Origin of the sequence: Dokdonia sp. MED134 (assembly GCF_000152925.2) — a bacterium.
In the GTDB taxonomy this organism is placed as follows: Bacteria; Bacteroidota; Bacteroidia; order Flavobacteriales; family Flavobacteriaceae; genus Dokdonia.
The window spans coordinates 258,139-273,737 of sequence record NZ_CP009301.1 but is presented as its reverse complement, the minus strand read 5'-3'; the positions used below and the strand labels follow the sequence as shown (position 1 = coordinate 273,737).

At 39.4% G+C, this 15,599-nt stretch carries 8 protein-coding genes; 5 read left to right on the top strand and 3 right to left on the bottom strand.

The window, feature by feature from the left end; translation table 11 throughout:
* Nucleotides 1-21: 21 nt before the first annotated feature.
* From MED134_RS01170 to MED134_RS01160, 3 genes are all read right to left on the bottom strand, one after another.
* A complete protein-coding gene (locus tag MED134_RS01170) occupies nt 22-1,269 on the bottom strand; it encodes a serine hydrolase (RefSeq protein WP_021779218.1) in 1,248 nt (415 codons plus the stop codon).
* Nucleotides 1,269-4,187, bottom strand: coding sequence for a PEP/pyruvate-binding domain-containing protein (locus MED134_RS01165; RefSeq protein WP_021779219.1), 2,919 nt, complete (start codon nt 4,185-4,187; stop codon nt 1,269-1,271). The genes MED134_RS01170 and MED134_RS01165 overlap by 1 nt, the downstream gene beginning before the upstream one ends.
* Before the next feature lie 115 nt (nt 4,188-4,302).
* Complete coding sequence (locus tag MED134_RS01160; protein ID WP_021779220.1) at nt 4,303-5,508, bottom strand: sensor histidine kinase; 1,206 nt, start codon at nt 5,506-5,508, stop codon at nt 4,303-4,305.
* A 304-nt stretch (nt 5,509-5,812) separates the two neighbouring features.
* On the opposite strand from MED134_RS01160, the gene MED134_RS01155 reads away from it, so the two are divergent.
* The 5 genes from MED134_RS01155 (at nt 5,813) to MED134_RS01135 (ending at nt 15,487) form a co-directional block, all read left to right on the top strand.
* Nucleotides 5,813-6,268, top strand: a complete 456-nt coding sequence (locus MED134_RS01155; protein WP_021779221.1) for a MarR family winged helix-turn-helix transcriptional regulator — start codon at nt 5,813-5,815, stop codon at nt 6,266-6,268.
* Nucleotides 6,268-8,676: a 3-hydroxyacyl-CoA dehydrogenase/enoyl-CoA hydratase family protein gene (locus MED134_RS01150; RefSeq protein WP_021779222.1), complete on the top strand. Its 2,409-nt coding sequence runs from the start codon at nt 6,268-6,270 to the stop codon at nt 8,674-8,676. The genes MED134_RS01155 and MED134_RS01150 overlap by 1 nt, the downstream gene beginning before the upstream one ends.
* Nucleotides 8,677-8,762: 86 nt before the next feature.
* Nucleotides 8,763-9,956 (top strand): acetyl-CoA C-acyltransferase, encoded by a 1,194-nt coding sequence (locus tag MED134_RS01145; RefSeq protein ID WP_038600741.1) that lies wholly within the window; start codon nt 8,763-8,765, stop codon nt 9,954-9,956.
* Between the two features lie 83 nt (nt 9,957-10,039).
* Nucleotides 10,040-11,854, top strand: coding sequence for an acyl-CoA dehydrogenase family protein (locus MED134_RS01140; protein ID WP_021779224.1), 1,815 nt, complete (start codon nt 10,040-10,042; stop codon nt 11,852-11,854).
* Nucleotides 11,855-12,034: 180 nt separating this feature from the next.
* The gene (locus MED134_RS01135) at nt 12,035-15,487 is read left to right on the top strand and encodes a pyruvate carboxylase (RefSeq protein WP_021779225.1); all 3,453 of its coding nucleotides are present in this window, start codon (nt 12,035-12,037) and stop codon (nt 15,485-15,487) included.
* Nucleotides 15,488-15,599: the final 112 nt, after the last annotated feature.

Here is a 15,599-nt window from a genome sequence, read left to right as displayed (position 1 = left end):
TAATAGAACTGTAAATGCTTTTTATGTGGGATTTACCACCTTATCAATACTACTTGCTAGGTACATATGCGCACCTGCAGAGTTTTTATTAAGTACGTTAGTCATCAAGCATACGATGTATTTTTTACCATTAGGCTGCTCTACAATAATCACTGAGTTCATATAGTTAAACACATTACCCGCATAGTCACTACAGTTAGGGTTTTTCTCTCGATCGCATTTATAAAACGAGCCAGATTTAAAGTACACCGCCGCATCATCTAGTCTATTAGAGTGTGCATAACGTATACGTCTGTCAGTCATATATAATAATCGCTTCATCTCAAGCGAACTTTCCTCATCTATTACATTTCCTTGCTCTAGGGCTACTAGAAATTTCATAAGTCCTTTAGGTGTTCCTATACTTCCACCCTCACGACCTACATACTTACCAGCAGGACGCGTAAACATCCCTCCTAGTCTCCAGTCGTCTTCTGTAATTCCTAGATCTCTTAATGGCTTATTCACCACTCGGTTTGCTTGACTCGTAAGAGAGTCTCTATCGGTCTCTACAAAGTAATTTTCTGCTTCTTCTTCGGTGAGGTCTGCATATTTTCGTCCAAAGGCGTCTAGCAACATTGTCTCTCTATACAGCACACTCGCAGCTCCGTTATTACTCACAGAGACCATATGATCTGCCCACTCATACAGTGAGAACTCATCACTAGCAACCACTTGTCGCTTTGTTAACTTATCACTGTCTATATCATACACAGGTATCGTGTGGTGATCTCCTGTTCCCCAGTATCGAGCCTTCACTCGTTTATTACACATAAGCCCCGTACGCAACTCAAAGTTATCTGGATATACTTCTGCAAGCTCTGTAAAGAAACCGTTTAGGACAGCAATTTTACCTACACTTCCTGGCTGGTACCCTACATTTTCTCTGTGAGCCGCATATTTCAAGCTATCTGGATTAGTCATATCAAGTACCGCAAGTGAGTAGTTTCCGCCAGGTGTAATTCTCGCAATCTTTCTGGCAAAATCATTGTCTTCTACTAGTATTGCTCCAAGAGAATCACGCTTTCGCGAAAGCAAATTGAGCTTGATATCCTCTAGTTTTAAATAAGCACCATTAGGAATACGCTTGTTTGCAATACTATCCATCTCCATTTTTTGAAGTCGGTATAATCGTTTTATACCCGTCGTATCATACCCGTCTATAGGATAAAGCATCGCTACAAATAAAGTCGATAAAGCGATGAATGTTAGTGTGATATATGTTTTCATTAGTTTATAGGTGCATCAAGCGTTATTAAAAAGTTTTTGTCAATTTTTGGTGAGATTGCCTCAAGATATTCTGAGGACTTTGCCGTTTTATTTTCTACAAATGGTCGTATCTGGAATAGCCATAGTTTGTCATTTTCAAAACCAAGCTCCACATCATAAGCCCCGTCATAATCAGAACCTGTCATTTCTGGTAATCGTGTTCTTATAGACTGGGCAATGGCACGTATATCCTTTATGTTTTTCTCATTGAGAATCTCTTCGTCAAAGGTTGCGATGTTTCTCTTCACACCTCCCGTTGCTGGCAGTCTAATAAAATCTGCCTGTCTCGCTGGTGACAGTAAGCGTGCATCTGTAGCGGTAACAAGTCTAGTTTCGGCTGCTTGTCCATCTACTGCTCCTCCTGCCCCACGGCTAAAGGCAATAGTAAGATCCTCATCTGTACCTTGATTAATACCCTTTGTAATCATCACACCGCTATACTCCACATCTACCGAAGGAATGATAAGTATAGAAGGAAACACATTTTCTGGGTTGCTTAGATACTGCTGGCGCCATTTAAAACTACGCTCCGTATATGGAGAAGCCCACACATCTTTAATTCCTTTTAAGATTTTATCCTCATCAAGAATATTAAAAAGCGTCAAGTTCAATCCTGCGCCAGTAAATTCTTCAAGGTCTTCCATATTTGTATCACTACGCAAGAATACGGGAGTTTTACCCATAGGCGATTTAAAGACTTTTTGGAAATCTGCACGCAGGCTATTTACAAATGACGGCTTGAGCGTCATCACATTAATGGCCTCTCGTAATCGCTTCAACTCTTGCAGTTGGTACGTCTCTATCTCTTTTGATGATGCGCCGTTACTTTTCATTTGTTCCGCTTTCGCGAAAGCGTTATTTAAAAACTCCCAGTAAGAACCCTCATAATTGGTCATTTTTTGATCCATATGGTCCTTAAAAATGCCGAAAGGAATAACAAGACCTTCTACCACCTGCTCTGGGAACATCTTCTTGAGTTGCCCAAGGTTTGCTGCCTTAGGGCCAACAAGCTTGCCAGACGCGCTTGCATCTAGATCGCGCATATTTATGATGTCTTTCTTATCGAGCGCAATCTTCTCTACAGGCACGGTCACCTGACTTGTAGAACGTTGCTTCTTTAAGAATAACTCACGCTCTTCATCTGTAATATCGTCCTCGCCTTTTATGATAACACTTCCTTTGTTTGAAACTGCATAGAATACCTTCTTACCGCTATACTTACTTAAATCTTGAAGATTTTCTTGCGATAATGCCGCATTTGGTATTCCTAAATTACGAGCTAGTAGCTGCACGTGTGAAACCAGATTACCTTCTGATACCGTCATAATACCAGCCACAGGCTTGAGGTCTGACGGCGGTTTTTCAAAGACGTATATCTTCTCTGTATCCACTTCTATACCTTCTGGAGAACCTTCTATAACAACAAGTTTACCGTATGCATACCCAGGATTTAATCCTCTCACAGAAGACTGTCCATCTATATCCATCACCTTATTTTCAAGCCCAGAATGCTTTGCTATAAACGCACCAAGCGTGCTAACACTCTCACCTAAATCTAATGCAACAGAGGAGCGCACTCGGTCATCTATAAAACCATAAGCCTTAGGCTCAAAAGTTGTGTAAGTATCAACTACTTCTTGATACTTTGCCTTTACTTGTGAAGCGCTCCACTCTACAACACCTCTAGCTGTCGCTAGAAAATCGTTAAGCTGCTCGACACTCTTATCATTATGGTAGCTATCTGCTTGTAAATACGGCTCTACCGCTGCCCACTCATTTAACTCAATGAGTCCTGTGCCTGTTGCTGCATATGAAAGGGTTTGTATTTTATAAAGCAGCTCCTTTAATGTTTCTGGTTGCCACTCTTGTGTCTTTAGGAGTAATATATCTTCCAGCTCATTAGATAAATCTAGCATCGCAAGACGGTCACTTGATCTACGTAAAGTAAGTACGTCTTGACGTATATAACAGAGTACATCTGCAATTTCTGGAACAAGTATTTGCGCAGAGGTATCTTGAGCTGCTTTTTCTAAAAACGTGCTAATGCGTTCTGTTAGATCATTTTTTACAGAGATAGCATTTACTTGACTCTGTAGTTCCTTAAAATTGATAGGTGTATAAAATTCGGCGAGCGTTTTTTCTAGTTGGTCAAACTGCTTCTTTACTTCATCAGAGAGGTCTCCCTTATGTTTTGCTCTAAACTCTTGAACCATCTGGATGTCGCTCACACTGGGCTTACCGTGTATTTTAATACGGGCATCCATAAATTTTGGGTAGGTCTCTGCGAGTATTTTTGACTCACTACGCATACGCTGGGCAATGTTGCTATCTCCATCGTGAGGAATATCACGTAAGGTCTGGCGTAGTAAATAGTAGTTTTGTCTAAAACGAGTGTCGCTACGCAATAACCACTCATAAAACTCAACGCCCCACGCCTCCTCATCTTCAGACTGGATGGCACCACGATAAAACTGTGACTTGCGCTGTACCCAACCATTATCTACACTTGCGAGGTATCTCGCTAGTTGATATTGCTTGATGCGGCTATTATCATTTGTTACATCCCAGAAAGCTATCTTATCTGTGTTTGCGAGTATATCTGCAAAAAAGAGGTGATACTTAGTACCTAGCGTTATTAGGTCTTCACTATAACTTGCGTGCTGCACACCACCACCTATATCATCTGGACAAGGGTCACGTGCTTCTCGCATCGTACCATCTTCACAAAACCACTCTATTTTTTTATAAGGGCCTCGCGGATTTTCTTTAAAAGATTTGATATTCTTCTGGATAGTTGCTACGGGTAAGTCTTGAGCAACAAGTTGACTCGTGATAGTAAAAGATAATATCACAAGAAATGCTTTGTAAATTTTGATCATTTATTGGTTAGATTGGATAGTGTGAACTAAAGGTAATAGAGTATACCGCAACATCCATATCCATTAACGCTTTACTAACAGAAGAAGCGCACCAGAACCAAAAATTTAATATACTTTAACTTTTGGCAACTGTAAACGTAAATTTTGTGTACTCCCCTAGCACTGAAGAAACACTTATGGTCCCACCGAGATTATGCACTAGTTTTTCTACTGTAGATAATCCTATGCCGTGGCCTTTCTCTCCATTTTTATCTAGGTGCCCAACAGTACTAAACAGGGTAAAAATACCTTCTATCTTTTCTTCTTCTATACCGCGGCCGTTATCTTTTATAGAAAATTCAAAGTGCTCATCTTGCTCTAGAACATCTATATGTATTACTGTATGCGCCTTATCATTATACTTAATACTATTACCTATAAGGTTTAGGAATATCTGGTCAAGTGCAGACCGGTTACATCTAAGCTCTATATTTACTTCAGGAAAGTGAAATTCACACTCAAAGTTTATATTTAATAGATCTACTAGATCTTCTAACATATCGTTAAACATAAACTCGTGGGCGTCTTCTCTATCATATGCTGTGCTCTCGTAGTGAGCAAGTATGTTTGTTATATAGTTGCTCATAGAGAGTGAAGACTTCTTGAGATACCCAAGGTAATTTACTCCAGACTCATCTAGTGATGCAGTATACTTCTTTTTTAATATATCTGAGGTAAGTATCAAATTTGCAAGTGGCATTTTTAAATCGTGTGAAACAGTGCCTGCAAAATCTTTGAGCAATGTATTATGTTTTGTGAGACTCGCTTTTGCCTGTTCTAATTGATTATTTACAATGCGCAATTCGAAAAGTCGCTCCACCTGCTTTGCAAGAGTTATAAGTGCGGCTCTTTGTTCTTTACTTAGTTTATTAGGCTTATGATCTATAACACATAAAGAGCCCATAGACATACCATCTGTCGTGCGTAGCGGGACGCCTGCATAAAATATAACAGGATCTTCAAGTTTTGTAAGTGGGTTATCTATAAATCGATCGTCTTTTGTTGCATCTGGTATTTCTAATATCTCATCAGGAGTCAAAATGGCGTGCGCACAAAAAGAACTATCACGCGAAGTCTCACATAATGCCATACCTACTTTACTTTTAAACCACTGTCTATCTTCATCTACAAGAGTAACTAATGCAACTGGAGTGCCACATATGTATGCAGCGAGCTTAGTAATGTAATCAAAATCTTCCTCTTGATTTGTGTCAAGTAACCCTAAACTTAGTAAGGTTTGCATACGTTGCTTTTCATTAAGAGGGAAATCTGGTGTGATCATAAAGAATGTACTATTTAAAAAACAACAAACTGTTTAAGTAACTAAGATAGAATATACAAAAATAACATTCAACCTTAAACAATTTTGCTTTATTGCATAATATGTTAACGCTATTGAATTCTCTTACAATTATCTATTTGCTAGACTTCGGTTTTATTAAATAATAAGGGGTATATTTATGATGTTCTCATTTTCGCGAAAGCGTAACTATCATATTCACAAGATATTCATATAAATTTGCATTAATTACTGTGCGTGCATAGTATATTTTTAGTATCTTTACAATCACATTGTGAAGAACTATATGAAAGATAAAACTATAGACTACTGTTTAAGAGCCACCTGGCAAGCAGTTATGAAAATGTATAATGAACAAGCTGCCGAATATGATGTAACTATGGCGGTAGGTTTTGCACTCCTTAGTATTGATCCAGAAGAGGGAACTCCCTCTACAGCACTGGGGCCTCGTATGGGTATGGAAGCTACTTCCCTATCTCGCACACTTAAGACTATGGAGGAAAAAGGTCTTATAGAACGTAAACCTAATCCTGCAGATGGCAGAGGCGTTCTTATACACCTTACAGAGTTTGGACTTGAAAAAAGAGATTTTTCGAAAGACCGCGTTGTTACTTTTAACGAAGCTGTGCGTGGTAATATATCACAAGAAAAGATTAATAATTTTTACGAAGTCATTGAAACTATTAATGACTTGATTCAAAATAGAAGAGTATTTAACCAAAAAGAAACCGCAATAAAATAATGGCAAAACGTAGAATTAAGAAAGTAGCCGTCATCGGTAGTGGAATAATGGGAAGTGGTATTGCTTGCCATTTTGCAAACATAGGTGTTGACGTTCTTTTGCTAGATATCGTTCCTCGTGAGCTTACTGCAAAAGAAGAAGCTAAAGGACTTACACTTCAAGACAAAGTTGTACGTAATAGAATGGTAAACGACTCGCTTACTGCAGCACTTAAGAGTAAGCCGTCACCTATTTATAACCAAGCTTTTGCAAAAAGAATCTCAACGGGTAACCTTGAAGATGATATCGCAAAAGTAAAAGACGTAGACTGGATCATTGAGGTAGTAGTAGAGAGACTTGATATTAAGAAACAAGTTTTTGAAAACCTTGAAAAGCATAGAACTCCAGGTACACTTATTACTTCAAACACATCTGGTATCCCTATTAACTTTATGTCTGAGGGACGTAGTGAAGATTTCCAAAAGCACTTTTGTGGAACTCACTTCTTTAACCCAGCACGTTACTTAAAATTATTTGAAATCATACCTGGGCCTAAGACAGACCAGAGCGTTCTTGATTTCTTAAATAACTACGGTGAGCAATACTTAGGTAAAACCTCTGTTGTTGCAAAAGATACACCTGCCTTTATAGGTAACCGTATAGGTATCTTCTCTATAATGTCACTTTTCCATACTGTAAAAGATATGGGTATGACGGTAGAAGAGGTAGATAAACTTACAGGTCCAGTTATAGGACGTCCAAAATCTGCAACCTTCCGTACGGTAGATGTTGTAGGTCTTGATACCCTTGTACACGTTGCAAACGGTATTGCAGAAAACTGTCCTAATGATGAGCGCAAGTCTCTTTTTGAACTTCCAGGCTTCATTAGTACAATGATGGAAAACAAATGGCTAGGGTCTAAAACTGGTCAAGGTTTTTATAAAAAGAGTGTAAATGAGGCTGGTAAGAAAGAAATTCTTACACTAGACCTTGACACTATGGAGTACCGCTCTAACAAGAAAGCAAAATTTGCTACCCTAGAGCTTACTAAAAATATAGACAGCGTTTACGATCGCTTTAAAGTGCTTGTAGGTGGTAAAGACAAAGCTGGTGAGTTTTACCGCAAGTCTTTTGCTCACCTATTTGCTTATGTACAAAATCGTATTCCTGAGATTACAGACGAGCTTTACAAGATAGACGATGCTATGAAGGCTGGTTTTGGCTGGGAGCACGGACCATTCCAAATTTGGGATGCTGTAGGTGTAGAAAAAGGTATCGAGCTTATGAAGGCAGAAGGTCTTGAAGTTGCCACTTGGGTAACAGATATGATTGCTGCTGGAAGTGAGACTTTCTACTCTGTAAAAAATGGTGCTACTTATGTATATTCCGCTTCCGCGAAAGCGCACGTAAAGAAACCAGGTCAAGATTCATTTATCATTCTTGATAACATTAGAAAGCAAACAGAAGTATTCTCAAACACGGGAGTATCTGTACAAGATCTAGGAGATGGAATCTTAAACGTTGAGTTCCGATCTAAGATGAACTCTATAGGAGGTGACGTACTTGCAGGAGTAAATAAAGCAATAGATCTAGCCGAAAAAGACTTTGACGGTCTAGTAGTAGGTAATCAAGGTACAAACTTCTCTGTAGGAGCAAACATTGGGATGATTTTTATGTTTGCTGTAGAGCAAGAGTATGATGAGCTTAATGCTGCTGTAAAATATTTCCAAGATACGTGTATGCGTTTACGCTACTCTGCTATCCCTACAGTTGTTGCACCTCACGGTATGACACTAGGTGGTGGTTGTGAGATGACACTACACGCAGATAGAGTTGTCGCAGCTGCCGAATCTTACATAGGACTTGTAGAGTTTGGTGTAGGTGTAATACCAGGTGGTGGTGGATCTAAGGAAATGGCCCTTAGAGCATCAGATAAGTTTGATAAAGGTGATGTACAACTTAACGTATTACAGGAGCACTTCCTTACTATAGGTATGGCAAAAGTATCTACCTCTGCACACGAGGCGTACGATCTTAACATCCTTAAGCACGGTAAAGACCTTGTAGTTGTAAACCGCGATCGCCAGATTGCTACGGCAAAGGCTGTTGCACGCCAAATGGCAGATATGGGATACACACAACCTGTAAAACGTAATGATGTACTAGTATTAGGTAAGCAGGCACTAGGTATGTTCTTAGTAGGAACAGACTCTATGCAAGCATCTAACTATATATCAGAGCACGATAAGAAAATTGCAAACAAGCTTGCTTATGTAATGGCTGGAGGAGATTTATCTGAGCCTACAAGAGTTTCTGAGCAGTATTTACTAGATCTAGAGCGTGAAGCGTTCTTATCTCTAGCTACTGAGAGAAAATCACTTGAGCGTATACAGCATATGTTACAAAAAGGAAAACCATTAAGAAACTAAAGTTTCTGTAATACGCCTTAAGCGCTAAGCTATAGGCAATGATAAACCGCTTAAAGCTTTCAGCTTATAGCCAAAAGCAAACTAAAATGAAAACAGCATATATAGTAAAAGCATATAGAACAGCCGTTGGGAAAGCTCCCAAAGGTGTCTTTAGATTCAAGCGAGCAGATGAGCTTGCTGCAGAAACGATTCAGTATATGATGAAGGAGCTGCCAGAATTTGATAAAAAGAGAATAGATGACGTTATCGTAGGTAACGCAATGCCAGAAGGATCTCAAGGTCTTAATATGGCACGTCTTATATCTCTTATGGGACTAGACGTAATAGACGTACCTGGTGTAACTGTAAACCGTTTTTGTTCTTCTGGAATAGAAACTATAGGGATGGCGGTAGCAAAGATTCAAGCTGGTATGGGTGATTGTATTATCGCCGGTGGAGCAGAGTCTATGTCTTCTGTACCTATGACAGGATTTAAACCAGAACTTAACTACGATACTGTAGTAAAGTCTGGACACGAAGATTACTACTGGGGAATGGGTAACACCGCAGAGGCAGTAGCAAATGAGTATAAAATCTCTCGTGAAGATCAAGATGAGTTTGCATATAACTCACATATGAAAGCCCTACGCGCACTAGCCGAAGATCGTTTTCAAGACCAGATTGTACCTATAGACGTAGAGCAAACGTATATAGATGCAAACGGAAAAAAAGCTACAAAATCTTACACAGTAAACAAGGATGAAGGTCCTCGTGCAGGAACAAATAAAGCAGCACTTGCAAAACTTAGAGCAGTATTTGCAGCTGGAGGAAGTGTAACTGCTGGTAACTCTTCACAAATGAGTGATGGTGCAGCCTTTGTAATGGTTATGAGTGAGGAGATGGTAAAAGAACTTAACATCGAGCCTATCGCACGTATGGTAAATTATGCAGCAGCAGGTGTACCACCACGTATAATGGGTATAGGTCCCGTAGCTGCCATTCCAAAAGCACTTAAACAAGCTGGACTTAAGCAAAATGATATTGAGCTTATCGAGCTTAACGAGGCATTTGCATCACAGTCACTTGCAGTAATACGCGAGTTAGGACTTGATCCAGACATTATAAACGTAAATGGTGGTGCGATTGCATTAGGTCACCCACTAGGATGTACTGGAGGTAAACTATCAGTACAGTTATTTGACGAGATGCGCAAGCGTGATATGTCAGGTAAATACGGTATGGTTACAATGTGTGTAGGTACCGGACAGGGAGCTGCAGGAATTTATGAATTCTTGAAGTAATTCCGCTTTCGCGAAAGCGTAAAAACAAAAAATTATAGTACATATTTCTTATAGAGAAAGAAAAAAATTAATTAGCAATAGCAATGAGCACAGAAACAACAAAAAATGATATCCTACGCGGTGGTCAATTTATCGTAAAGGAAACAGCTTGTGAAGATGTCTTCACAATGGAAGATCTTAATGAAGAGCAAAAGATGATGCGCGACTCTACAAGAGAGTTTGTAGACCGCGATCTTTGGGCACACTGGGAGCGTTTTGAAAAGAAAGATTATGCATACACAGAGGAGACTATGCGCAAAGCTGGTGAACTAGGTTTACTAGGTGTTGCTGTACCAGAAGAGTATGATGGTCTTGGGATGGGATTTGTATCTACAATGCTTGTTTGTGATTACATTTCTGGAGCTACTGGATCTTTTAGTACTGCCTTTGGAGCACATACTGGGATAGGTACAATGCCTATCACACTATATGGTAACGAAGAGCAAAAGAAGAAATATGTGCCAAAACTTGCTACTGGTGAGTGGTTTGGAGCATACTGTCTTACAGAGCCTAGTGCAGGATCTGACGCAAACTCTGGAAAAACAAAAGCCGTTCTATCTGAAGATGGAAAGAGCTACAAGATTTCTGGACAAAAAATGTGGATTTCTAACGCTGGTTTCTGTAACCTATTTATCGTTTTTGCTAGAATAGAAGATGATAAAAACATTACAGGGTTTATCGTAGAAAATGATCCTTCTAATGGAATCACACTAGGTGAAGAAGAAAAGAAATTAGGTATACACTCTTCTTCTACTCGTCAGGTATTCTTTAATGATACAGTAGTACCTGTAGAGAATATGCTTTCTGACCGTGGTAACGGTTTTAAAATCGCGATGAACGCACTTAACGTAGGTCGTATTAAACTTGCTGCTGCTTGTCTTGATGCACAGAGACGTGTGATAAACGAGGCTGTAACATATGCAAAAGAGCGTGTACAGTTTAAAACTCCTATCATAAACTTTGGAGCAATTAAGCAAAAACTTGCGCTTATGGCTACAAACGTATATGTAGATGAGTCTGCATCTTACCGTGCTGCCAAAAACATTGAAGATCGTATCTCTATGCGTCAGGCAGAAGGTAACACACACCAAGAAGCAGAGCTTAAAGGTGTTGAGGAGTATGCTATAGAGTGTTCTATCCTTAAAGTTGCAGTATCTGAAGATGTACAGAATACTACAGATGAAGGTATCCAGATTTTTGGAGGAATGGGCTTCAGTGCAGATACTCCAATGGAGTCTGCTTGGCGTGATGCACGTATCTCTCGTATCTATGAAGGTACAAACGAGATTAACCGTATGCTCGCTGTAGGTATGATGGTAAAGAAAGCGATGAAAGGACACGTAGACTTTATGGGACCAGCAATGGCTGTAAAGGATGAACTTATGGGTATCCCTTCTTTTGACACTCCAGATTACTCTGAGACACTTTCTGAAGAAAAAGCACTTATCAAGAGCCTTAAGAAAGTATTCCTTATGGTTGCAGGATCTGCAGCTCAAAAGTTTGGAACAGAGCTAGAGAAAAATCAGCAACTACTTATGGCGGCTGCAGATATTCTTATAGAAATCTATATGGCAGAGAGTGCTATACTACGTACTGAGAAAAACATTAAGCGCACTGGTCTAGAGAGTCAAGCAACACAAGTTGCAATGTCTCAACTATACCTATTTAACGCTGTAGATATCATCCAGACTAAAGCAAAAGAAGCTATTATCTCTTTTGCCGAAGGTGATGAGCAACGTATGATGCTTATGGGACTTAAACGTTTTACAAAGTATACAAACCAGCCTAATGTAATCGCATTGCGCAACCAGATTGCTGCAGATGTTGAAGAAAATGGTAAATACCGCTTTGACGGATAATATATTTTTTTAAGTCACTAAAACTATGTGTACTAGATTACGTATTGAAAATGACTTAAATGTATATGTATTCGCTTGCGCGAAAATTTAATATCAACAGAAGCCACTTCCCTATCGAAGTGGCTTTTTTTGTACCCTACTACTACAACGATTTCGTAACACAACAACCTATTTTACACAATGAAAATTAAAAAAGTCCTCGTCGCAAATCGCGGGGAAATTGCTATTAGAGTACTACGTGCCTGTACAGAACTTAATATTGCAACCGTAGCTGTCTACACCTATGAAGATAGATACTCACAACATCGCAACAAAGCAGATGAGTCTTACCAGATAGGAGCAGATAATGAACCGCTCAAACCCTATTTAGATATGGATCAAATCATTGATCTAGCAAAATCTAAAAATGTAGATGCCATTCACCCCGGCTACGGCTTCTTATCTGAAAACTCAGAATTTGCAAGAAGATGTGCAAAAAATGGCATTATATTTATTGGCCCTGAGCCAGAAGTAATGGATGCACTAGGTGATAAAATCACCGCAAAAAAAGTAGCACAATCTTGTGGAGTACCTATAATAGAAAGTAATAAAAAAGCCTTAGATTCACTAGAAACGGCCCTAAGTGAAGCTGGAAAAATAGGATATCCAGTAATGCTCAAAGCTGCCTCTGGTGGAGGTGGTCGCGGTATGCGTATTATACGTAAGGAAGAAGATTTACAGCTTAGTTTTGACTCTGCACGTAATGAGGCGCTCAACTCTTTTGGAGATGATACAATGTTTTTAGAAAAATATGTAGAAGATCCAAAACATATAGAAGTACAAATAGTAGCAGACACACACGGTAATATAAGACACCTTTATGAACGTGATTGCTCTGTACAACGCAGGCACCAGAAGGTGGTAGAAATGGCTCCTTCATATAACCTATCACAAACGCTACGCGATAACCTTTATAAGTATGCTGTAGCTATTGCTACAGAGGTAAATTATAACAACATAGGTACCGTAGAGTTTCTTGTGGATGCAGATGATAATATTTACTTCATCGAGGTTAACCCACGTATACAAGTAGAGCACACAGTAACCGAAATGGTTACAGGTATTGACCTTGTAAAAACACAAATCTTTGTGGCTGGCGGTTATAAACTATCAGATAAGCAGATAAAGATTTATGGCCAAGAGTCTATAGGTACTTACGGCTTTGCCATACAGTGTAGACTTACCACAGAAGACCCTACTAATAAATTTACACCAGATTACGGAAAGATAACAACCTACCGTAGCGCCTCTGGTATGGGTATACGTCTAGATGCCGGTAGCATTTATCAAGGGTATAAAGTGAGTCCGTTTTTTGATTCGATGCTTGTAAAAGTATCTGCTCACGGTAGAACCCTGGATGGTGCAATACGTAAGATGGTGCGCGCCTTAAAAGAATTTAGAATACGTGGTGTAGAGACCAACATTCATTTTCTTCAAAATGTCATACAGACAGACGTTTTTAAAAATGGAGAGACCACAGTAAATTTCATTCAGAATACTCCTTCCCTATTTAATATTAAACTCTCTCAAGATCGTACCTCTAAGGTTGTTCAGTTTCTGGCAGATGTGAGTGTAAATGGCAATAGTGATGTAAAAACAAAAGATCCAAAGAAGGTATTTACAAACCCTAAGGTGCCACTTTACAGCCTGTCTGATCCGTTTCCAAAAGGGACAAAAGATATGCTTACAGAGCTAGGTCCGGAGGCATTTTGTAAGTGGTTATTAGAGGAGAAAAAAATACACTTTACAGATACCACAATGCGTGACGCACACCAGTCTTTACTGGCAACGCGTATGCGCTCTTATGATATGCTCAAAGTAGCATCCAGTTTTGCAAAAAATCACCCTAACACCTTTAGTATGGAAGTATGGGGAGGTGCAACCTTTGATGTATGTATGCGATTCTTACACGAGAGCCCTTGGACACGTTTACGAGAGTTACGCAAGGCAGTACCTAACATCTTGTTCCAGATGCTCCTTCGTGGTTCTAATGGCGTGGGTTACAAAGCATATCCAGATAACCTTATAGAAAAGTTTGTAGAGAAGTCTTGGGAGAATGGTGTAGACCTCTTCCGTATTTTTGACTCTCTTAACTGGGTAAAAGCAATGGAACCTAGTATACAATACGTACGTAATCTTACAGGAGGAATAGCCGAAGGTGCCATAAGTTATACGGGAGATATTCTAGATACTAAGCAAACTAAGTACAACCTCAAGTACTACACACAACTTGCAAAAGATCTAGAAAATGCTGGGGCACATATGATTGCCATTAAGGATATGGCAGGATTATTAAAACCATATGCAGCGACAGAACTTGTTACAGCACTTAAGGACACTGTAAATGTACCTATACACTTACACACACACGACACGTCTTCTTTACAAACAGCTACTTACCTCAAGGCCATTGAGGCAAATGTAGATGTGGTAGATGTAGCTCTAGGAGGACTTTCTGGATTAACTTCTCAACCTAACTTTAATGCTGTAGTAGAGATGCTTAAGTATCAAGATAGAGAACACCCATTTGAGATGGAAAAACTCAATCAGTTTTCTAATTATTGGGAAGATACGCGTGATCTCTACTACCCTTTTGAGTCTGGACTTAAAGCCGGAACGGCAGAAGTATTTCAGCACGAGATACCAGGTGGGCAGTACTCAAACTTGCGCCCTCAGGCAACTGCTCTAGGTCTTGCAGATAGATTTACAGAGGTAAAAAAGATGTATGCCGCTGTAAATAAAATGTTTGGCAACCTAGTAAAGGTTACGCCTAGCTCTAAGGTGGTAGGTGATATGGCCATTTTTATGGTGACCAATAACCTCACACCAGAAGATGTGATGGAGCGTGGTGATACCATTTCCTTCCCAGAGTCTGTTATAAACTTCTTTAAAGGAGATCTAGGTCAGCCAGTAGGTGGTTTCCCAAAAAAGCTACAAGCCATTATCTTAAAAAATAAAGAAGCTTATACAGATAGACCTAATGCACACCTAGCACCAGTAGATTTTGATAAGGAGTATAAAGTCTTTACAGAGACCTTCCAAAAAGGGTTTACCAGGCCACTAGAGATAGAAGATTTTCTATCATATATGCTCTACCCAAAGGTTTTTGAGCAAGCACACGAAAACTATAAGAAATACGGTAACCTAGCGCTCGTACCTACTAAGAATTTCTTCTTTGGTATGAAACTAGGTGAAGAAACACTTATTGAGCTAGAACCTGGAAAAACGGTGATCATCAAGTTACTCTCTATTGGTATTCCTAATGATGAGGGAATGCGCACGGTATTCTTTAAAGTAAATGGAGAAAATCGCTTTGTAGAAGTACACGACACTTCCCTTAATATCAAAAAGGTTGAAAACGTAAAAATTGATCCAGATAATGAAAACCACATAGGTGCTCCATTACAAGGCTCTCTTTACAAAGTGCTGGTCAAAAAAGGGCAAGAAGTCAAAGAAAATGACCCACTTTTTATAATAGAAGCTATGAAAATGGAAACTACCGTTGTTGCCTTTAAAGATGGTACAGTACAATCTATAATCGTGACAGATGGAACAATGGTGTCTCAAGATGATCTCGTTGTAACTCTTGAATAAGCCACCCCCTGCATCTCACAATTTTTGGTGAGATACTCGGTAAAGCCGCCTCTTGACAGGCGGCTTTTTTGTTCTCAATAGTACAATTACTTTTATAGGTTATGAGTCCGCT